Raw genomic sequence first — 20857 nt, forward strand, 5'->3', positions numbered from 1 at the left:
CGCACAGTTCGGCTACCGCTAATCAGCGTCTTGTGCCGAACAAAGCGCTCACGCGGTCGATCAGTTCCATCGCGCTGTAATAGTCGAGGCGAAAGGTTTCCGGCCCCATGGCGTAAACCTGTTTAGCCTTCACGGCGGGCTGATGGGCGAGCAGGGGGCTGGCGAGCAAGGCGTTTTTATCGCTTTCGCTGGCGGCGAACAGCAGCAGCGTTTTACCTGTCAGGCCGTTAACGAGGCTCTCACCCTCAAGCTGGACGATATCCTGGCGTTTACCCTGAGTAGCGCGCGGCTGAACATTTTCCGGCAGCGACGCCAGCTCGAAACCCGCCTTGATCAGGAACTGCCCCTGCGCTGAATCCGCCGTAAAAACCCTGGCCGACTGCGTTAACTCATCCCAGACGATGGCGTTTACCGGCTGCGCAGGCAGGCTAATCTCCTGCTTCATTTTCTCAAAGGCCTTTTCTGCTTCCTGAATGCGCTGCTGCGCCTGATCTTCATGGCCGGTGATCCTGCCCAGCTGCGTTAAGAGTTGCTGCCAGCTTTTGTCGTCATATCTCACCACCAGTACCGGGGCCAGGGCCGCCATCTGAGCGTACTGCGCCTGCGAAGAGTCGCCGCCCGTGGCGCTGATTAAGATAAGATCCGGCCTTTGCATCGCAACTCTTTCCACGCTGATTTCGCCCCAGCCAAGCCTGGCAACACCGCGCTGACGAGCAATATCTCCCCACTGGCTGAAAAAACCCTGGGAGTCTGAAATTTGGCTGGAAGGCGTGGTAGACGTGCTGGCGACAACCGGAGCGTCGATGGCAAGCAGCGAGCCGGTCAGGGTCTCGCTCGTTGAAACAATGCGCTGCGGAGCCTGTGTCAGGGTATGGGCACCGTGGCGATCCTGAAACTGACGCGGCCAGGCTTCATCCTGGGCAACGGCGTTATGAATGAAAAGCAAACTACAGAGGCAAAACACACAGCGGCGGGCTAAAACTTTGCTCACGGCAACATCCTTATTTTGTTGAGTAATGATTCTCATTTTCATACTGAGATAGTCAGGACGCAAGGGTTAATCTGGTGTGGCTGCAAGGCGTTTTGCTGATGTGAAGGCAAACATTAACGGGTATCCTTAAGTGCGGCCCCGGATAAGTTAAGTGCGCATAATCATGATTATGTTAAATTAGATATCAGAAACAGGCAGCGTGGGCTGTTCTGGATGCTTCCCTCTCTCCTTTTCACCTGAACGACCAGGACCCCGTTTAGAATGAGCGAAAATTTGCGGGCCGCCTCGGCTGCTGCATGCTTTTCTCTTTCGCCGCGTATTGAGCTTCTGGATCGGCTACGGAGAAGAACCGCAAACTTACGCGGTTCTTCTTATATTCACCCTTCCGCTACTTATCAAAGCTCTATCATCGCGCTCTTTTCGCCGCTGGCGATTAACCAGCGCCCGTCCGGGACGCCTGATTAAGGCCGCTGCTGGCAACTCAGTGCGCTTTGCTTCGCACCTTATCTAATTAAAGAATTTAATATCCGTGGGCGTAGATATTTTCGCCGCGTCACCAGCTGCTTTCATTTCACCGGTTTTCGCATTGAAATGAAACAGGGAAATATTATTAGTGAACACGTTAGCCACGTAGAGATATTTACCGCTACTATCGAAGGAAAATGCACGCGGTTCAATACCGTTAGCGTTATAACTCACCGGCTTACCTAACATGCCATCTGCTTCAATTTTGAATACCAGCAATTTATTATCTGAGCCACGATTCGCCGCAATCACATATTTACCGTTCGGACTTAAAATAATCCCTGAGCCGCTGCGATATTCTGCGCTGTTATTTTCGGTATTCAGTTTGATATGGGCAACAGGGTCCAGACGATCCTGATTCACAGTCAACACGACAATCTCACCGGCCATTTCATTAATGACATAGGCATGCTTACCATTCGGCGCAAACACCATATGGCGAGGCCCAGAACCTGCAGTAAAACTCACGTCACGTGCGCTATCTGCCTCCAGCGGCTGCGCTTTATCAGCGTGATAGCGGTAGGCGTGCAGCTTGTCACCGCCAAGGTCGGCTGCGTAGAGATACTTACCATCATGCGTAAAAGTGGTGGAGTGCGCATGGCCGCCATCCTGACGCCCTTCAACGGCACCGCTACCGCGCTCAAACGGGAAATGTTGTACCTGCTCGCCCAGTTTGCCATCGTGATGGATCGGGAAGACCGACACGCCCGCTCCACCTTTCGCCACGGAGTAGTTAGATACAAAAAGGAACTTACCGTCCGGGCTGATAGTCGCATGGGTCGGCTGCTGGCCGTGGCTGTCTACGATATTAAGCACCCGCACCTGGCCGTTTTTATCAACGCTCAGTGCGGTGACCGCACCGCTACTTTCCTCATTGGTGGTATAGGCGAAACGCCCATCGCGGGATTTCACAATCCACGACGGGCTTTTCATTTTGATTACATCGAGTGGCGTCAGCGTCCCGTCGCTGTTCACCTTCAGGCGATATAAACCTTCACTGGGATGTTCAGGTTTTTGCTCTGACGGCGCATCTGGAATTGATGTCCAGGTCCCCACTAATGCTGTTTGATTATCTGCCACGGCATTTGCCATTGCGCTTCCCGCCAGTGAAAAAACAGCCAGGGATAATGCCATGGTTATGTTTGTGGCTAAACGGCTGTGCATGGTTTTTTTATTTCTATTCATTTATTAGTACCCCACCGTAATCGGAATGTTTAACGACTATAGTGGGATTCATTTGAATAGCATCTGGCCAGGGTGACCCGGTTCACAATACAGAAGATTAAAATTCAGGAAACTGACGACTCGCTCAAGGACTGATTGAGTAATGTCTCACGCCCGGCTGCCAGCAGTGCTGGCAGGTAACTTTTTAATAAAGGAGCCTGCTCTGCGGGCATTAAGCTGGCGCGATGCTTGAGGCTCTAAAACATATCAGATACCCCCAGACAGATAATCACGTAGCAACGATACCCGATGGCCCCAATACTAGCGGTACCGCTGCACGAGATATGTGTTGGTTTTCACTGCAATAAGGTGCTGCTGTTCAGGCCAGGCTTAATTTCAGACGTAATCGATATACCCTTTTGCACCCTGAGTAAACCAGGTGTTGCGATCGTTTGGGGTGAGCGGCATCGCCCGGGCGACCCGCTCTGGAAAATCCGGGTTTGAAATAAAGGGTCGGCCAAAGCTTACTGCATCACCGATTCCCTTTTTCAGAGCCTGCTCAGCCCGAGCGACGCTAAAGTCTGAGTTCAGGATTAAGGGGCCGCGAAAATAAGGTCTCAGCTCCTCAGCCAGCGGAGGCTGCTCCCCCACGCCGAAGGTGCCATCAACCGGTGGTTCCCTTAACTCAAGGTGAGCAATCCCTATTTCTGAAAGCATCCCCAGCGCCATGCGAAAAAGTGGAACAGGATCGGAGTCGCGTATGCCCTGAGTCTCGCCATTGGGGGAAAGACGGACGCCAACGCGGTCTGCGCCAATCTCATCTGAAACACTCTGCGTAATTTCGGCCAGCAGGCGAATGCGATTCTCTTTTGAACCGCCATAGTTGTCTGTTCGGTGATTATCACTGTCGCGTAAAAACTGATCGATAAGATAGCCATTCGAGGCATGAAGCTGAATGCCATCAAAACCCGCTTTTATGGCATTTCTGGCTGCCTGTCGGTACTGGTTGATAATTGCCGGGATTTCGCTGAGTTCGAGCGGGCGCGCCTGTTCATATGCCGTGTTTCCTGAATAGGTATGAGCATGTCCGGGCGCAGTGGTGGCTGACGCCGAAACAGGTTGTTCCCCACCCATGCTGGAATGCACCACGCGGCCCATATGCCAGAGCTGCGCAATGATCCGCCCGCCTGCGGCATGCACTGCTGAGGTGACGCGCTGCCAGCCCGCTATCTGTTCCGCATTCCATATGCCTGTGGCATAGGGCCAGCCCAGACCTTGCCGGGAAATACCAATAGCTTCGCTGATAATCAGACCAGCAGAAGCGCGCTGAGCATAATAATCGGCCATTATCGAGGTGGGCACGTTATCTTCGGTGCCACGGGCGCGCGTCATTGGCGCCATGATGAAACGATTCGGTGCCATAATGGCGCCCAGTTGCAGAGGCTCAAAAAGCATACTCATTATTCTCTTCCTCCTGGTTAAAGGCTGGTCGGCTCAGACGAGTCGCTGTCCACCATCGATATGCACTACTTCGCCATTCATAAAAGGGTTCTGCATCAGAAACAACACGGCGGCGCCCGCCGCATCTGCGGAAACAATTTGCTTTAAGGGAAGCTGCGCACTTAAGGAAGCGATGTAACCGTCGCGCGCTGCACCGAGCGTACGCCCGAGCAGAGCAGTATTTGTGGTGCCTGGTGAAAGGGTATTAAAGCGGCGCGGCGCTAATTCCAGGGCAAGACCGCGAGCAAAGCCTTCCATAGCTGAAGACGCCGCGGCTAGCACAGCGGTGCCCGCTGCGTTGGGGCGGTCAGCCAGGACGCCGGAGATAAACGTGACGGATGCAGTTTCGCTGAGTCGGTCGCCAAGCGCCCGAAGAATATCGACTGAGGCCCAGATGCGCTCGTCAAAAGCGCGGCGCAAATAGTCGGGTTCGGCTTCCATTATCTTTCCTGCCACAAAGGAGCCTGCCAGAAGTACCAGATGATCAACAACGTCAACGTCTGACAAGGCTGCGTTGACGGCCTCCCTGTCGGTAATATCCGCACTGCGCCAGTTAAAACCATATTGCATCGCGACGCTGGCAGTACGATCAGGATTTGAGCCGATGATGGTGACTTTTGCTCCGGCATCTTTTGCCTGAATCGCTGTAGACAGGCCGATGCCGGAGCTTCCGCCAAAAATCATTACATGACTACCGGTGATGCCGTTTGGTCTGGACTGAGGGACAGCGCTTCTGTTGTGTTCATGATTAACTCCGGGAAAGTTGGATTCGGTAAATGACCGTTCACGAACATACTAGGGGATTTCATTTGCTGATTTAATGGCGCTAATGCTCACTCTGTAAGTGCCATGATGGAACAAATAAGAGCAAAAGCCTGGAACTTTCAGGTAACAAAGCAGAGAGGTCACTAAAAAATTGCAGGCTTACAGGCTGACGTGTTTAGTAATCATCGTGAATCTCACTTTCAGCATGGCAGCTATGCAGCTTTAGCGTGACGGGTTTGTTTTTTCTTCCACTGTTTTCAGGTCATTCTCCCAGGGTGTCGGGGAGGCGAAAATTTCGCTCAGCATATCGATAAATACCCTCACGTTTATGCTGTTACGCCGGCTTTCAGGCCATAAGGCGGTGATCCAGGCGCGATTGAAAGCAAAGGCTGGCATGACAGGAACAAGGGTTCCGTTTCTTACATGCTGCGCGCTCATATAGGTGGGCAAAAATCCGATTCCGCCGCCCGATATGACGACGCCCGCAACGATCTCGCTGGCGTCCGCCATCATCCAGGCATTAACGGGATATTCCTCTATTTCATTATCCATACTGAATGCCCAGCGAAATACCTGGCCTGTGCTTTGAAACCGGAAATTAACGCAGTCATGATCTTTTAGCTCGTCAGGATGCACAGGCGTGCCTTTACGTTTCAGATAAGAGGGAGAAGCAAATGCGCAAATGCGGTGGTGGCCCAGTCGTCGAGCTATTAACCGTGAATCCGGAATACTCCCTACCCTGAGAGCCACATCAATGCCCTCTGCCGTCATATCGCTGACCTGATCGTTGATACGAATATCTACAAAAATATCTGGATAGCGTTCATGAAAAGCGGGGAGAGCCGGGGCAAGGATATGGACTGCAATGGGCCAGGGCGCCGTCACTCGCAGCAAGCCAGAGGGCCGGCTTCTGGCAGAAATAACTGCCTGCTGAATATTTTCGGCCTCCTGCAAAAGCTGCAGGGCTTTTTCATAGAGTACTCTGCCCTCCTGAGTCAGATGCAGGGAGCGCGTCGTGCGGGTAAAAAGCGACAGGTTCATCTGCTTTTCCAGCCGGGCAATGCTTTTACTGACGGCTGAAGGAGAAATACCCAGGGCTTTGGAGGCTGCGGAAAAGCTGCCAAGTGATGCCGCGCGAGTAAAGGCTATAAGGCCTGTCAGTCGCTCAATAGATATCTGTTCCATAAGGGCATCTGTGCAGTGAGGATTCAGGTTTTCAAATCATATAAAAATGAATCATTGCTGAACAGAGCAACGCTCTTTAATAGATCTGGCCTTACGTGGGCATTAGATACAGAAAGCGTAATACGTTAATCAGCCCCTGTCATAACCCCCGCCTCTGGTACAAAGCGGGGGACAGGCCCCCCTTCCCGTTGTAAGGCGGGGTAATCACCCGCCAGACGAGTCAGATTGCTACGAGATTTCTCACACCCTCGCTTTCCATATCCTCGCCTCTCCCTCGCTGGATAATTTCTCCCCGCGACATCACCAGATAGCTATCTGCCAGATCGGCTGCAAGATCGTAAAACTGCTCCACGAGCAGAATTGCCATATCGCCTTTTTTTGCCAGCTGGCGAATAACTTCACCGATTTCCTTGATAACAGAGGGCTGAATACCCTCTGTAGGCTCATCCAGAATAAGCAGCTCTGGTTTTCCGGCCAGCGCACGACCAATGGCAAGTTGCTGTTGCTGACCTCCGGACAGATCCCCTCCCCGTCGCGCTTTCATCTCCCGCAGCACCGGGAACAGCTGATAGATCTCTTCCGGCACTTTTTTAGCCTCTGAGCCAGAGAAACGTGCCAGGCCCATCAGCAGATTTTCTTCTACCGTCAGGCGTGGGAAAATTTCGCGTCCCTGCGGGACATAGGCAATGCCTGACTGCATGCGCTGGTGCGGCTTACGGCTGTTAATCACCTTATCCTGCCAGCGAATCTCACCCGATTTAGCCGGGATTAGCCCCATCAGACATTTTAACAGGGTCGTTTTGCCTACGCCGTTGCGTCCGAGCAGACAGGTAATTTCGCCTGGCTTCGCCTCAAAAGTGAGACCACGCAGAATATGGCTGCCACCATAATATTGATGCAGTTTTGATACTTGCAGCATTTCAGCGCCCCAGATAAACGTCAATAACCCGATCGTCCGCCTGTACTTCGCGTAACGACCCCTCAGCCAGCACCTGGCCCTGATGAAGTACCGTGACATGATCGGCAATGGCTTCCACGAAGCCCATATCATGCTCGACTACCATTAGCGAATGTTTGCCTGCCAGACTGCGAAATAGCTCGGCTGTGTATTCAGTTTCCGCATCGGTCATGCCAGCAGCCGGCTCGTCGAGCAGCAGCAGATGTGGCTCCTGCACCAGCAGCATGCCGATTTCGAGAAACTGCTTCTGACCGTGAGACAGCAACCCGGCTTTGCGCTGGCGTTCGCCGCCGATGCGCAGCAGTTTGAGCACCTCATCAATGCGATCCTGCTGCTCACCATCCAGCCTGGCGCGCAGGCTGGCCCACACAGACTTATCGTTTTTCAGCGCGATCTCCAGGTTTTCAAACACCGTTAACGCCTCAAATACCGTGGGTTTCTGGAATTTGCGGCCGATGCCGGCACGCGCAATCTCGACTGACGACATTCTGGTCAGATCCTTGTCCTGGTCATAGATCACCAGCCCGCTGTCAGGACATGTTTTTCCGGTGATCACATCCATCAGTGTGGTTTTGCCTGCGCCATTAGGCCCTATCACACAGCGCAGTTCGCCAACCCCGATCTCCAGTGACAGATCGGTCAACGCCCGAAAGCCATCAAAAGAGACGTTAACGTTGTTCAGCTGTAAAACGGGGTCCGTCTTCCCCCGATGACGATCTGCCGGGTGGGGTTGAGTAAAAAGTTTTTCAGTCATTACGCCTCCGACGCAGCAGGCCAATTACCCCACGCGGCAGGAACAGCGTGACAAGGATAAACATCAGGCCAAGGAAGAACAGCCAGAACTCCGGGAAAGCCACGGTGAACCAGCTCTTAGCACCGTTCACTATCGCCGCGCCCAACAGCGGACCAATCAGCGTGCCGCGGCCACCGAGCGCAACCCAGATGGCCGCTTCAATGGAGTTGGTCGGCGACATTTCGCTGGGGTTGATGATGCCGACCTGCGGTACATAGAGCGCGCCAGCCAGCCCACATAACACCGCAGAGAGTGTCCAGACAAAAAGTTTGAATCCCCTAGGGTCATAGCCTACAAACATCAGCCGGTTTTCTTCATCACGTACCGCTGTCAGCACGCGGCCGAACTTGCTGCGCGCCAGGGCAAAGCCAATACCGAGGCTGAACAACAACAGCAACAGCGTGGCGATAAACAGCCCAATGCGTGTGCTGGTGGCGGTGACATTAAAGCCGAGCAAGGTTGTGAAACCGGTAAAGCCATTATTGCCGCCAAAGCCGGTTTCATTGCGAAAGAACAACAGCATGCCCGCATAAGTCAGCGCCTGCGTCATGATCGAGAAGTACACCCCTTTGATTTTCGAGCGGAAGGCAAAGAAGCCAAACACCAGCGCCAGCACGCCAGGCACAAGGATGATCAGACACAGTGCCCAGGCAAAATGCTGAGTTCCTGCCCAGAACCACGGCAGCTCGCTCCATGACAAAAAGGACATAAAAGCGGGTAAGCCCTCGCCCGAAGCCTGACGCATAAGGTACATGCCCATGCCATAGCCACCCAGCGCGAAAAACAGACCATGTCCGAGCGACAGTAAACCGGCGTAACCCCACACTAAATCCAGCGCCACGGCAACAACCGCATAGCACAGTATTTTGCCGAACAACGTCAGCGTATAGGTTGAAATAGCCAACGGATGCGCGGCGGGTAACAGTGCGCAGAATGGCAGCGCCAGCAACAGGACGGTGAAGGCTGCGCCAAGGCTGATGCTCAGGCGCGGCATTTTACGCGCCAGCGTTAAGGTTATGGGTTGGCTCATTAGTCAGTTACCCTCCCTTTGAAGGCAAACAGGCCCTGTGGACGTTTCTGAATAAACAGCACAATCAACACAAGGATGAGGATCTTTCCCAGTACCGCGCCAATCTGTGGCTCCAGTATTTTGTTAAGAATGCCCAGCCCAAAGGCTGCTACTACGGTGCCCGCCAGTTGCCCTACGCCACCCAGAACCACCACAAGGAAAGAGTCGATGATGTAGCTCTGGCCGAGTTCAGGCCCCACATTACCAAGTTGTGACAGTGCCACGCCGCCAAGCCCGGCAATCCCTGAACCGAGGCCAAATGCCAGCATATCAATGCGTCCGGTCGGGACGCCGCAGCAATCCGCCATCGCCCGGTTTTGCGTTACGGCCCGGACATTGAGGCCCAGGCGCGTTTTATTCAGCAGCAGCCAGGTGAGCGCCAGTACAGCGAACACAAACAGGATCACCGCAATACGGTTATACGGCAGCACCAGGTTGGGCAGCACCTGAAGCCCGCCAGAGAGCCAGCCTGGATTGGCTACCTCAAGGTTTTGCGCGCCAAACAGCATGCGCACCAGCTGGATCAGCATCAGGCTGATGCCCCAGGTGGCGAGTAGCGTTTCCAGTGGACGACCATACAGATGCCGGATAATGGTGCGCTCCAGCAGCATGCCCATCCCGGCAGTCACAGCAAACGCCACCGGAAGCGCCAGCAGCGGATACCACGCCAGCCACTCAGGTGCGAACTGCTGGAACAGATGCTGGACAAACCAGGTGGCGTAAGCCCCCAGCATTAACATCTCGCCGTGAGCCATATTGATCACGCCGAGCAGACCGTAGGTGATGGCCAGACCGAGCGCAGCCAGCAGCAGAATGGAACCCAGTGAGAGGCCGGTAAAGGCCTGACCAAACAGCTCACCCCACATCAGTCGGTGCCTGATTTGTTGCAGACTGTCAGCGGCAGCGGCGCGCACCCTGGCGTCAGGTTCGTTGCTGGTCTGGGTCAAACGATTAAGGCTGGCCTGCATAGTGGGATCGGTAGATCCGCCAAGCAGCGTAACGGCTCTGAGACGCACTGCCGCATCGGGGCTGGCAAGTTGCAGGTTAGCGGCTGCCATGACCAGCGCACTATGCACCTGCGGGTCTTTTTCTACTGCAAGGCGTTGTTCAATCAGCGGCAGCTGATCGGCAGCGCCGTCATTCTGTAGCTGCTGTGCGGCACTTAATCGGATTGCAGGATCGTCACTCACCAACTGGTGTGCGGCCAGAGCGCTGGCAATCAGGAGACGCAGCCGGTTATTCATAAACAGCTTTTTCGTATCGCCGCTGGGTTGCAGAGCGCTGTCCAGCGGAATAAGCCTGCCGTCTTGTTTGCTGAACGGCTGCTTGTTCTGGTCAATTACTACGCTTTCTTTACGCAGCGCCTGTAACAGCGGCAGGCGACTGGTCTGAGGCGCAGCGGCCCACTGTAGCAGTAACGTTGCCTGCTGCGTGCGGCTGGCGGCGGCGAAATCAGCGCCATCGCCAGCGTGAGTAAGCCAGGGAAGGAGCAGGAGCAGCAAACAACAGATGTAGCGTTTAAAATTCATTATTGCGGCCTTCTGTGTATGGCTCAGTGCCCCTCAGGATCCTGAGGGGCATCATTTTAATTCGACGTCTTGACCGGATAATCAGGCTTCTTATCATTACCGGCGATGTACGGGCTCCACGGCTGAGCGCGTACTGGCTGTTCGGTCTGCCACACCACGTTGAACTGGCCGTTCTCTTGCACTTCACCAATCATTACCGGCTTATGCAGGTGGTGATTGACCTTATCCATGGTCAGCGTGAAGCCATCTGGCGCATTGAAGGTTTGTCCGGCCATCGCCGCCCGCACTTTATCCACATCGGTCGTGCCTGCCTTCTCGACTGCCTGTGCCCACATATGCAGCCCTACATAGGTCGCCTCCATCGGGTCGTTGGTCACCACCGTATCTGCGTTCGGCAGGTTATGTGCTTTGGCATAGGCGCGATAGTCAGCAACGAACTGGGTATTCGCTGGATTATCGATTGATTCAAAGTAGTTCCATGCTGCCAGCTGACCGACCAGCGGTTTGGTGTCTATACCGCGCAGCTCTTCTTCACCTACCGAGAAGGCGATCACCGGAATGTCGGTAGCTTTAATGCCCTGGTTGGCCAGCTCTTTATAGAAAGGTACGTTGGAGTCTCCGTTGATGGTGGAGATCACCGCAGTTTTACCACCGGCTGAGAATTTCCGGATGTTGGACACGATAGTCTGGTAATCGCTGTACCCAAACGGGGTATAGACTTCTTCAATATCTTTATCCTGAACCCCTTTGGTATGCAGGAAGGCACGCAGGATCTTATTGGTGGTGCGTGGGTAGACATAATCGGTCCCGAGCAGGAAGAAACGTTTCGCGCTGCCACCCTCTTCGCTCATCAGATACTGCACCGCCGGGATCGCCTGTTGGTTTGGCGCGGCGCCAGTGTAAAACACATTGGGCGACATCTCTTCACCCTCATACTGCACCGGATAGAACAGCAGTCCGTTTAGCTCTTCAAACACTGGCAACACCGACTTGCGTGAAACTGAAGTCCAGCAGCCAAACACCGCGGCGACTTTATCCTGCGTAAGTAGCTGGCGGGCTTTTTCAGCGAACAGTGGCCAGTTAGAGGCCGGATCGACCACTACCGGTTCCAGCTTTTTGCCCAGGACGCCGCCTTTAGCATTGATCTCATCAATGGTCATTAAAGCCACATCTTTCAGCGGTGTCTCCGAGATCGCCATGGTGCCGGACAGCGAAGACAAAATGCCCACTTTGATGGTGTCGGCAGCCTGCGCGCCAAAGGTAAAGCCAAGAGTGGCCAGGGTAGCAGAGAGCGCTAAAGCTTTAAGCAACGAACGTCTTTCCATTATTAACTCCCTAAGTGTGTTGGTTTTTTTATTCAACAGGTTGAAGTCGGGCCTGCTGCAACATATGCAATGTGATCTTTCTGACCTCTGCCTTACTTACGGCAATGTGACTGGTTAAAATGCGCTGCGCCTCCTCAGTCTGTTGCTGGAAAACTGCCTGTAAAATTTGAGCGTGTTCCCGGTAGGTCGCATCGATACGATCGTCACGCGTAAAGTCGAGACGGCGGATAATGCGGATCTTTTCAGTTAACTCAGTGTGGATACGCGCCATTTCCTGATTGCCAGCGGCCGTTACCAGCGCTATGTGAAATGCTTCGTCCTGTGCCGACACCGCCTGGCCATCCTCCAGCCGTAGCGCGTCAATCCAGAACCTTTTCAAGGCGGCAAGCACTTCGGCACAGGCGCTCGGTGGCAGTGCGCACAGACGGCGTACCGCTTCCCGCTCCAGTACGGTGCGCAAGTCGTACAGTTCCTCAAAATATTCGAAGTCAAACGGCTTCACCTGCCAGCCACTGCGGAACCACACTTCCACATAGTTTTCTCGCTCCAGCCAGAAGAGCGCCTGGCGTACAGGCGTGCGGCTCACCTCCATCCGCTCGGCGATCTCGTTTTCACTGAAGCGATCGCCCGGCATTAAACGGAACGCAAAAATGTCCTGTTTCAGTGCCTGATAAACCTTTTCCGCCAGTGCTTCCGGACGGTTTCTGCTACGTGGGCCCTGCTTCATGCACCCCCCTGTTCCAGCCACAGCAAGGTGTCGCCCGGGCTGACGGGACGTCCGGCCTGACAGGCGATGCGTTTTACTGTGCCGGCTTGAGGCGCAACAATTGCCAGTTCCATTTTCATGGCTTCCACGATGATCAGCGTCTGCCCCGCTTCCACCGTATCGCCCGGCTGAACCAGCACTTTCCAGATGTTGCCGTTCATGTCAGCGCACACTCCCTGCGCATCTTCATCCTCGTCAACGGCCACCAGCGTCTCTGTAGCGGAAGGTGGCGTACTCTCCTCTTCCTGTGCCCAAAGCGTGACTTCCTGCTCAAACGCAGCGGCCTGGCGCTGTCGAAAGGCAGCAATTGAGTCGGCATGCTCGGTGAGAAATTGCTGATGTGCGGCGAAGTCGAATACCGTTTCTTCAATGCGTATCGCTGTACGCCCTTCACGGAAGTCGTCGCGCAGCTGTGTGAGTTCTTCTTCGCTAACCGGATAGAAACGTACCTGATCGAAGAAGCGCAGCAGCCATGGCTCATCCGCCAGGAACTGATCGTTTTTGAGGAATTTATTCCAGATAGGCAGCGTACGGCCGACCAGCTGATAACCGCCCGGTGAGTCCATGCCGTAGATGCACATGTACATGCCGCCGATGCCCACGGTACCTTCCGCTGTGAAGGTTCGCGCCGGACTGTATTTAGAACTGAGCAGGCGATGGCGGGGATCGACCGGCACCGCGCATGGCGCGCCAAGATAAACATCACCCAGGCCGAGGATCAGGTAGCTGGCATCGAAAAGGGTATCCCGTACGGCTTCCCGGCTCTCCAGCCCGTTGATACGCTGAATAAAATCGACGTTGTTTGGTAGCCATGGCGCGCTTTCGCGTACGGTTTCTTTGTAGCGTTGCACCGCGCCGAGCGTGGCGCTGTCCTCAAATGCCATCGGCATCCAGACAATGCGTGACGATACTTTCAGCTCACTGACATCGCCCAGCCCCGCCTCCAGCTCCAGCAGCAAGCGCATTAACTGTTGCTGGCTGAGGTGCAGGCTGTCATAGCGTACCTGCAGCGAGCGCACGCCAGGCGATAACTCTTCAACACCCGGAACCGCACGCGCGCGCAGCGCATTCATCAGGAGATGCACACGCAGACGCAGCGCCAGATCCAGCACGTTATCGCCATATTCAATCAGCACATATTTGTCACCGGCCTGGCGGTAAACCACGGCAGGCGTGGCGGCAGTAGCCGGTAAGGCAGCCAGCAAGGCGGCAGAGCCAGTAGGACTTGCGGTCAGCGACGGCACTTCAAAAGCGGGTACGTGGGTGCTGCGCAGGGTCTCCACGCTGTGCGTCTGCGCTTTCTCCAGCGCCACCGCTTCTTCAACACTGATGGGATGGAAACGGATGCGGTCGCCTGGCTTCACCTGACCGACTTTCCACAGTTCGGCTTTAGCAATGGTCACCGGACAGACGAAACCGCCAAGGCTTGGGCCATCATGCGTCAGGATCACTGGAAAATCGCCGGTAAAGTTCACTGCCCCAATCGCATATTCGCAGTCGTGCACATTGGAGGGATGCAGCCCGGCTTCGCCACCGTCGGCGCGCGCCCAGCCAGGCTTAGGCCCGACTAAACGTACGCCAAGTCGGTTAGAGTTGTAATGCACCTGCCAGTCGCTGGAAAAAAACTCATCGATAGCGGCCTGTGTAAAGAAATCCGGCGCGCCATGTGGCCCGTACAATACCCCGATGCGCCATACTGTGCCGTAATGGGGAACCAGCGCATCATCGAGCGCCTGCGGTTCGCTGACCGGCGCAGGCGTGGTGCAGGCAGGCAGCTGCGGCTGGGAGATCGGCAACATGTCGGCTACACGTAAAGTGCATCCGGCATGGCCGCCAAACTGGCCAAGTGAAAAGGTTGAGCGGCTGCCGAGGTATTCTGGTACGTCAAAGCCGTTACGCACAGCCAGATAGGTGCGACAGCCACTTCGTGCGCGGCCTAATGTCAGCGTCTGACCAGCTTTGACTGTAACTGGCTGCCAGTAAGGTATGCTTTCTCCATCCAGGTCGGCAGGGCAATCCGCGCCAGTAAGGGCAATTACGGCGTCGCTATGGAAACGCAGCGTCGGTCCCTGCAAAGTTAACTCCAGTCCGGCAGCGCTTTCGTGGTTACCGACAATGCGGTTGGCAAGGCGGAAGGCTAAATCATCCATCGGGCCGGAAGGCGGTACGCCAATATCCCAGTAGCCGAGACGGCCTGGGAAATCCTGAATAGTGCTGAAAGTCCCGGGTTGCAGCACCTCAATCACGCTGGCGGAAGGGGTAAAGCTGTCGAGGAAACGCGTCCAGACATCGCCTGTGTGAAAGGCCTCAGTGGCGACAACCTGGCGGAGGTAGTCGAGGTTAGTGGCGATACCGTGTAGCTGCGTGGCAGCCAGCGCCTGTTGCATCTTCTTCAGGGCAGCTTCACGCGTGTCGGCATGAACAATCACTTTGGCGATCATCGGATCGTAAAATGCAGAGACCTCGGTACCGGTGTCGATCCAGCTATCAATGCGTACGTCATCGGGGAACGTAACGTTGGTCAATACGCCAGGACTCGGCTGAAAATTTTTCAGCGGATCTTCGGCATAGATACGAACTTCAACAGAGGCGCCATTTGGGGCTTTTTGCAGGCGCGTCCAGTCAATGGCATCACCCGCCGCGACCTGAAGCATGCATTCAACCAGGTCAAGACCGGTCACGCATTCCGTCACCGGATGTTCTACCTGCAGGCGGGTGTTTACTTCGAGGAAATAGAAGCTGTCCTGTTCAGCATCATAAATATATTCAACGGTGCCTGCGCTGCGGTAGCTGACCCGTTCGCCGAGACGTACCGCGGAAGCCAGCAGCGCTGCACGCGTGGCCGCCGGAAGATTGGGCGCAGGGGTTTCTTCCACCACTTTTTGGTTACGGCGCTGTAGCGAGCAGTCACGCTCGCCCAGGGCGACCACCTTGCCGCGGCCATCGCCGAAAATCTGCACTTCAACGTGACGGGCGCGATCGATACAGCGCTCAAGGAATACGCCGGCATCGCTAAAGAACTGCTCGCCCAGACGGCGCACGCTTTCCCATGCGTTGCGCAGTGCGTCTTCGTTGGCACAGCGATTCAAGCCAATGCCCCCGCCGCCTGCTGTGCTTTTCAGCATCACCGGATAGCCGATAATTTCTGCTGCGTTAATCGCCTCTTCTAGTGAAGTCAGCAGCGGTGTGCCCGGTGTCATGGGTACGCCTGCGCTGGCGGCCAGTTCGCGGGCGCGGTGTTTCAAACCAAATTCACCTATCTGCTGGGCTGTTGGACCAACAAAGGTGATACCCGCTTCTTCACAGGCGGTGGCAAAGGGCTGGCTTTCAGAAAGGAAACCGTAGCCCGGCCAGATGGCTTCCGCACCGGCTTCTTGAGCGGCGGCAAGGATCTTATCAATGCACAGATAGCTGTCGCTGGGTTTCTCTCCTCCGAGCGCGATCGCCACATCGGCCTCTTTGACGTGGCGCGCGTTGCGATCAACATCAGAATAGACGGCCACGCTTTTCACGCCGAGGCGCTTCAGGGTACGAATGGCGCGGCAGGCGATTTCACCACGATTAGCAATCAGAACGGTGCTGAACATGATTATTTACTCCCTTGTGAGACCAGCCAGTTGCGCCAGCCGCCAGACTCTGTAATTTCCAGCGCTTGCGACAGCGCCGCTGGCTCACAGATAAAGCCTTTTACAATGCGGCCATCTGCGAGCGTGAGTGAGCCAATGCCGAGCGGGGCCGGGATTTCCGCCACGAACTCGCCAAAACGCGCCAGAGGGATATCCCATAGCTCTACGGTAATCGCCGCGCCGCTATCACTGCGCAGCAGGCCAGGCTTCTTAATGGGGCCGTCGAGCAAGGCAAACAGGCGGTAATGGCTGGCTGTACATGTCTCTTCCACCAAAACGGCGTTGCGGCTGGTAAGCTGGAAATTGAGCGGCATGCCGGTGAGATGTGCGCCCACGACCGCTACACGCACATGATCGCTGGAATCGGGTAACGCGGCCGATTGTGTGGGCTGTGGTTTACCAGTCGCACCCAGAGGCAGTGCCATCTGCTGCTGCCAGCGCAGACCAAAACAGGCCAGAGCACGATCCTGCCAGGCTGGCGCAATCAGCGTGATCCCGGCAGGCAGTCCATCGGCACGAAACGGGCCAGGCAATGCCAGCGCACTGAGATCGGCAAGGTTGGTGAAGTTGGTGTAGGTGCCGAACTGAGAGTTGTAGTAGACCGGCTCCTGCTTCATCTCTTCCAGCGTATGGATGGTGGGAGACGTCGGCACGACCACGGCATCAAACTGCGCCATCGTTTGCTGGATTTGACGCGTAAGTTCGGCTCGCAGGTATTCCGCCTGATAGGCCTCTACTGCTGTGTATTTGAGGCCGTTGCTGACGATGCCGTACACCACCGGGTCCATCTCTTCCGGGCGGTTGAGCATCTCGCCTACCGCCACGGTGCGCTCGGCAACCCACGGGCCGTAATAAAGCTGCTCTGCTAACTGATGGAAGGGAGCAAAATCGACAGGGTGCAGCGTCGCGCCGCTCGCCTTTAGCTGATCGAGGGCGCTATACCAGGCGGCTTCAGCCTGCTTGTCACCAAAAAACTCCGGCGTTGCCGGGATTCCAAAGTCTGGTTTCGCTTTGAAACTGGCGGGCGCAGTTTGCGGGTTGCTGCGTGAATAGGCGTCATCGGCATCGTAGCCGCCTGCGGCAGTAGCGACGGCAAAGGCATCTTCTACCGTTAAGGCAAACACTGAAATGGTGTCGTTCAGGCGACAGGCGGGAACCACGCCCCTGGCAGAGAACCAGCCTTTGGTTGGCTTCAGGCCGACGATGTTATTGAAACCAGCAGGCACACGGCCAGAACCGGCAGTATCGGTGCCGAGAGAGAACCCGACCAGCCCACGCGCCAGCACCGAGGCGGAACCAGAGCTTGATCCGCCGCTGACATAGGCGGGATTAAAGGTATTGCTTACCTCACCAAATGGAGAGCGTGTACCGACCAGTCCTGTTGCGTACTGATCCAGATTGGTTTTACCGATTACGACTGCACCCGCTGCCTTCAGCTGCGCGACGACAAAGGCGTCCTCTGCTGCGGTATAGGTAAAAGCAGGACAGGCTGCGGTGGTGGGCCAGCCTGCTACATCAATATTGTCTTTTACTGCAAAGGGTACGCCAAACAGCGGCAGTGAAGCCGGATTGCGCAGATAGTTCGGCAGTAAGTGCTCGATTTGCGCCTGCAATTGTTCAGGTGTAGCGAGGTAAATCCAGGCGTTATCCTGCCGATCAATAGCGTCAAGATGTGCCGCCAGCAGTGAAGAAATAGAGTGCGGCTCTTGCTGATAACAGCGTTGCCAGTCCTGAAGGGTAAAACCGAACGTGTAAGCCATGTATGAATTCCATCTGGTATACAAGATGGAATTCATAAGGCATAAAGCATGCCAAATATATAATCAACTGTTTTATAAGGCAATTTATGGCATGCGTTTTTTATTTATATTATGCATGATTGCTTTCAGTGCAAATATCGCACTGATTTAATGCAGTGAGCTGTAATTGAATTAATTGCCTCTTAATAAATTAAGAAGGGGGAGAAAGATTGCACGCTGATACTTCAGGCAAGATTTTTATGGGCGGTTAATGTAATAAGCAGTTCCTTATATTACCGGAGACAATTTGCACATAATGAACAGAGATCCACATAGAGTGAGGCGAGTTTTACGTATAAGGATGTCACCACAGAGAACGTTGCGAGAGACGCTCCTTGTTGCCTTTTCCTTACTACCAGGCAGAAGCTGCCCGCAACGCTTTCAGATGTATCCTCTCCTGAACCCCAGAGAAGCTGAGAAGGCGCGTAGCGATCTGTTGTCAGCGAGCCAGGCTACTCACGCGCCATCAACCGCGCCACTTTCTCCCGATCTTGCGACTGACGCGGATTAAACACCACCAGACTCAACCCTGGCTTACCTTCTACCGCGAAGGTGCTGTATTCCAGTTCCAGTACGCCTTCATCCGGCAGCCACAGCGTTTTAATTCCCTCGCCATGCTGGCTGACTTCCTGCGATTGCCACAGCTGACGGAAGGTTTCGCTCATGTTACTCAACTCCTCCACCAGCGCGCGCACATGCTCGCTGGCACCGGTACGCGCGACGTCGGCACGAAAATTGGCCACCATATGGCGCGTCACGTTATGCCAGTCCGGCAGGCGTTTTTTCATATTTTCATCGCGGAACATCATCAGCAAAATGTTGCGCTGCTCCGGTGGCAACTCAGCGTAATCAACAAATACTTTGGTCGCTGCGCGATTCCAGGCGACAACATGCCACTCGGCGGTTTTTACCAGCGCAGGGGTGTGCGTCATACAGTCGAGAACGCGCTGCAATGACGGGGTCACATCAATACCCGCTTGCCAGGTCACGCCCGGCAGGCGATTTTGCGCCAGCAGAAACAGATGATCGCGTTCGGCAGCGCTTAACTCCAGCGCTCTGGCCAGACGTTCCAGTACCTCTTCCGATGGCGCGCCGCCTCTGCCCTGCTCTAGCCAGGTGTACCAGGTCGTGCTGACGCAGGCACGCACTGCTACTTCTTCGCGCCGTAATCCCGGCGTGCGGCGGCGCAGCAGCTGATAGCCAAGCTTAGCGGCGTCGAGTCGCTGGCGGCGCTCGCGCAGAAAGTTGCCGAGCAGATTGTCATCCTGAATGGTCATAGTGTGAGCCTGTTAGTGCGTATACCTGTATAAGCTCTCGGCTGTTAGCCGCTCTCGCTTTTTATCATAGTGCTTTTACACCCAATGACAGGAGCACGAATATGCGAATTTTTGTGACCGGGGCGAGCGGATTTATTGGCTCCGCCATTGTGAAGAAATTGCAGGCGCGCGGTTATGAGGTGCTGGGCCTGGCGCGTAGCGATGCATCAGCACAGAAGCTGCAACAACAAGAGGTGCAGGTGATTCGTGGGGATCTGGAAAATACCGCCAGCTTGCGCAGCGCCGTTGAACAGAGTGATGGCGTGATTCATGTGGGTTATATCCACGATTTCAGCCGCATGGATCATGCCGCAGAGGTTGACCAACGCGCGATTCTGACGATGGGCGAGGTACTGGCGGGTTCAAATTGCCCGTTGGTAGTGGCAAGCGGCACCGCGCTGGTGTCGCCAGGTCAACTCGCCGTTGAGCAGACCCGCCCCGCTACTGGCCCACATCCGCGTTCAAATTCCAATGTGGCTGCGCTGACGCTGGCCGATCGCGGGGTGCGCGTTTCGCTGGTGCGCTTACCTCCCACGGTGCATGGCGCGGGCGATCGCGGCTTTGTACCCATGATTATCAATATGGCCAAGGAAAAAGGCGCGGCGGTCTATATCGGCGATGGCGCAAACCGCTGGCCTGCGGTGCATCGTGACGATGCTGCCGAACTGTTTTGCCTGGCCGCTGAACATGCCGCAGCGGGTACGATTCTGCATGCGGTGCAGGAAGAAGGTATTCCATTCCGCCACATTGCGGAAACCATTGGTGCCGGGTTAGCGCTACCGGTAAAAAGCCTGACGCTGGAGGAAGCCAGAGAGTGGCTGGGCTGGATGGCCTTCTTTGCCTCGATGGATAATCCGGCTTCCAGCACATGGACGCGCCAGGCGCTTAACTGGCAGCCAGTCGGGCCAGGACTCTTGCAGGATATGCGCGAGACGACCTACTTTCGCGAAGTCATCTAGTCCTCATAAAGGGCGCCACTGTAAAACAGCCTGATAAATCCGTCATCCTCGTGAGATGACGGATTTTTGCAGGTCATCAGCGTTGTTTAATCGGGCAGCTCCGGTCTAAATAAGTAGCCTTAGCGTAAGTCGTGCCCAATGGCTGAGATAAAAAAGGTCCCTTTCGGGGCCTTTTTATGCTGGTGTGCATAACTGCTATCACGGCGCCTTCATTATTAACTCTTGTCGTCGCCACGCCCCAACATACCGCAGACAACCGCAACCGGTTAGCTGCAACCGCGCCATTAACGTTCCTCAGTGAAAGACCTCACCATCTTTATGGGTAAGTAGCCTGCCCGCTTTTACTCCACAACGGCCAACGCTTGCCAGCAACCAGAGCATTCAGTGAGTCTTTGAAGGCAAAAAGAAGGTAATGACTCCAACTTATTGATAGTGTTTTATGTTCAGATAATGCCCGATGACTTTGTCATGCAGCTCCACCGATTTTGAGAACGACAGCGACTTCCGTCCCAGCCGTGCCAGGTGCTGCCTCAGATTCAGGTTATGCCGCTCAATTCGCTGCGTATATCGCTTGCTGATTACGTGCA

The 20857-nt window shown here is 55.0% G+C and carries 17 protein-coding genes; 2 read left to right on the top strand and 15 right to left on the bottom strand.

Annotated elements, in window-relative coordinates; translation table 11 throughout:
* Window positions 1-22: 22 nt before the first annotated feature.
* Entirely contained in the window at window positions 23-964 is a 942-nt protein-coding gene (fepB, locus tag MHZ89_RS15110; RefSeq protein WP_409373290.1) for a Fe2+-enterobactin ABC transporter substrate-binding protein, read from the bottom strand.
* 288 nt (window positions 965-1252) lie between these two features.
* Between fepB and MHZ89_RS15115 the strand changes: the two genes are divergently transcribed.
* Window positions 1253-1456, top strand: a complete 204-nt coding sequence (locus MHZ89_RS15115) for a hypothetical protein (RefSeq protein ID WP_311783693.1) — start codon at window positions 1253-1255, stop codon at window positions 1454-1456.
* A 42-nt stretch (window positions 1457-1498) separates the two neighbouring features.
* Here the strand turns inward: MHZ89_RS15115 and MHZ89_RS15120 are convergent, their stop codons facing one another.
* The 13 genes from MHZ89_RS15120 to MHZ89_RS15180 form a co-directional block, all read right to left on the bottom strand.
* Window positions 1499-2701 (bottom strand): lactonase family protein, encoded by a 1203-nt coding sequence (locus tag MHZ89_RS15120; protein ID WP_311783694.1) that lies wholly within the window; start codon window positions 2699-2701, stop codon window positions 1499-1501.
* 375 nt (window positions 2702-3076) lie between these two features.
* Window positions 3077-4141: an alkene reductase gene (locus tag MHZ89_RS15125; RefSeq protein ID WP_311783695.1), complete on the bottom strand. Its 1065-nt coding sequence runs from the start codon at window positions 4139-4141 to the stop codon at window positions 3077-3079.
* A gap of 33 nt (window positions 4142-4174) precedes the next feature.
* Complete coding sequence (locus MHZ89_RS15130; protein WP_311783696.1) at window positions 4175-4864, bottom strand: SDR family oxidoreductase; 690 nt, start codon at window positions 4862-4864, stop codon at window positions 4175-4177.
* A 303-nt stretch (window positions 4865-5167) separates the two neighbouring features.
* The gene (locus MHZ89_RS15135; protein ID WP_311783697.1) at window positions 5168-6130 is read right to left on the bottom strand and encodes a LysR family transcriptional regulator; all 963 of its coding nucleotides are present in this window, start codon (window positions 6128-6130) and stop codon (window positions 5168-5170) included.
* Between the two features lie 220 nt (window positions 6131-6350).
* Window positions 6351-7049, bottom strand: coding sequence for an urea ABC transporter ATP-binding subunit UrtE (urtE, locus tag MHZ89_RS15140; protein WP_311783698.1), 699 nt, complete (start codon window positions 7047-7049; stop codon window positions 6351-6353).
* Between the two features lies 1 nt (window position 7050).
* Complete coding sequence (gene urtD / locus MHZ89_RS15145) at window positions 7051-7842, bottom strand: urea ABC transporter ATP-binding protein UrtD (RefSeq protein WP_126689649.1); 792 nt, start codon at window positions 7840-7842, stop codon at window positions 7051-7053.
* Complete coding sequence (gene urtC / locus MHZ89_RS15150; RefSeq protein WP_311783699.1) at window positions 7835-8911, bottom strand: urea ABC transporter permease subunit UrtC; 1077 nt, start codon at window positions 8909-8911, stop codon at window positions 7835-7837. The genes urtD and urtC overlap by 8 nt, the downstream gene beginning before the upstream one ends.
* Complete coding sequence (gene urtB, locus MHZ89_RS15155; protein WP_311783700.1) at window positions 8911-10479, bottom strand: urea ABC transporter permease subunit UrtB; 1569 nt, start codon at window positions 10477-10479, stop codon at window positions 8911-8913. Before urtB ends, urtC begins: the two co-directional genes overlap by 1 nt.
* 56 nt (window positions 10480-10535) lie before the next feature.
* Window positions 10536-11804, bottom strand: a complete 1269-nt coding sequence (gene urtA / locus MHZ89_RS15160) for an urea ABC transporter substrate-binding protein (protein ID WP_126689646.1) — start codon at window positions 11802-11804, stop codon at window positions 10536-10538.
* A 28-nt stretch (window positions 11805-11832) separates the two neighbouring features.
* Window positions 11833-12531 carry a GntR family transcriptional regulator gene (locus tag MHZ89_RS15165; protein WP_311783701.1) on the bottom strand — a complete coding sequence of 233 codons (699 nt, stop codon included), beginning with the start codon at window positions 12529-12531 and terminating at the stop codon, window positions 11833-11835.
* Window positions 12528-16157, bottom strand: coding sequence for an urea carboxylase (uca, locus tag MHZ89_RS15170; protein ID WP_311783702.1), 3630 nt, complete (start codon window positions 16155-16157; stop codon window positions 12528-12530). Before uca ends, MHZ89_RS15165 begins: the two co-directional genes overlap by 4 nt.
* 2 nt (window positions 16158-16159) lie before the next feature.
* Entirely contained in the window at window positions 16160-17956 is a 1797-nt protein-coding gene (gene atzF, locus MHZ89_RS15175; protein ID WP_311783703.1) for an allophanate hydrolase, read from the bottom strand.
* Between the two features lie 491 nt (window positions 17957-18447).
* Entirely contained in the window at window positions 18448-19272 is an 825-nt protein-coding gene (locus MHZ89_RS15180) for a helix-turn-helix transcriptional regulator (RefSeq protein WP_311783704.1), read from the bottom strand.
* 101 nt (window positions 19273-19373) lie between these two features.
* Here MHZ89_RS15180 and MHZ89_RS15185 point away from each other — a divergent pair, with 101 nt between their 5' ends.
* Window positions 19374-20270, top strand: a complete 897-nt coding sequence (locus tag MHZ89_RS15185) for an SDR family oxidoreductase (protein ID WP_311783705.1) — start codon at window positions 19374-19376, stop codon at window positions 20268-20270.
* A 423-nt stretch (window positions 20271-20693) separates the two neighbouring features.
* On the opposite strand, the gene MHZ89_RS15190 is transcribed toward MHZ89_RS15185, so the two are convergent.
* Window positions 20694-20857, bottom strand: a 164-nt coding sequence (locus tag MHZ89_RS15190; RefSeq protein WP_000507499.1) for an IS1 family transposase, incomplete at its 5' end; no start/stop codon positions are given.

The sequence above is a fragment of the Pantoea sp. ACRSB genome (assembly GCF_022346905.1).
GTDB lineage: Bacteria > Pseudomonadota > Gammaproteobacteria > Enterobacterales > Enterobacteriaceae > Pantoea > Pantoea piersonii.

Excerpts from the sequence above, each read along its gene's own strand:
- MHZ89_RS15115 (WP_311783693.1), top strand. The coding sequence starts at position 1,253 with ATGAGCGAAAATTTGCGGGCCGCCTCGGCTGCTGCATGCTTTTCTCTT.
- MHZ89_RS15120 (WP_311783694.1), bottom strand. The coding sequence starts at position 2,701 with ATGAATAGAAATAAAAAAACCATGCACAGCCGTTTAGCCACAAACATA.
- MHZ89_RS15125 (WP_311783695.1), bottom strand. The coding sequence starts at position 4,141 with ATGAGTATGCTTTTTGAGCCTCTGCAACTGGGCGCCATTATGGCACCG.
- MHZ89_RS15130 (WP_311783696.1), bottom strand. The coding sequence starts at position 4,864 with ATGATTTTTGGCGGAAGCTCCGGCATCGGCCTGTCTACAGCGATTCAG.
- MHZ89_RS15135 (WP_311783697.1), bottom strand. The coding sequence starts at position 6,130 with ATGGAACAGATATCTATTGAGCGACTGACAGGCCTTATAGCCTTTACT.
- urtE (WP_311783698.1), bottom strand. The coding sequence starts at position 7,049 with ATGCTGCAAGTATCAAAACTGCATCAATATTATGGTGGCAGCCATATT.
- urtD (WP_126689649.1), bottom strand. The coding sequence starts at position 7,842 with ATGACTGAAAAACTTTTTACTCAACCCCACCCGGCAGATCGTCATCGG.
- urtC (WP_311783699.1), bottom strand. The coding sequence starts at position 8,911 with ATGAGCCAACCCATAACCTTAACGCTGGCGCGTAAAATGCCGCGCCTG.
- urtB (WP_311783700.1), bottom strand. The coding sequence starts at position 10,479 with ATGAATTTTAAACGCTACATCTGTTGTTTGCTGCTCCTGCTCCTTCCC.
- urtA (WP_126689646.1), bottom strand. The coding sequence starts at position 11,804 with ATGGAAAGACGTTCGTTGCTTAAAGCTTTAGCGCTCTCTGCTACCCTG.
- MHZ89_RS15165 (WP_311783701.1), bottom strand. The coding sequence starts at position 12,531 with ATGAAGCAGGGCCCACGTAGCAGAAACCGTCCGGAAGCACTGGCGGAA.
- uca (WP_311783702.1), bottom strand. The coding sequence starts at position 16,157 with ATGTTCAGCACCGTTCTGATTGCTAATCGTGGTGAAATCGCCTGCCGC.
- atzF (WP_311783703.1), bottom strand. The coding sequence starts at position 17,956 with ATGGCTTACACGTTCGGTTTTACCCTTCAGGACTGGCAACGCTGTTAT.
- MHZ89_RS15180 (WP_311783704.1), bottom strand. The coding sequence starts at position 19,272 with ATGACCATTCAGGATGACAATCTGCTCGGCAACTTTCTGCGCGAGCGC.
- MHZ89_RS15185 (WP_311783705.1), top strand. The coding sequence starts at position 19,374 with ATGCGAATTTTTGTGACCGGGGCGAGCGGATTTATTGGCTCCGCCATT.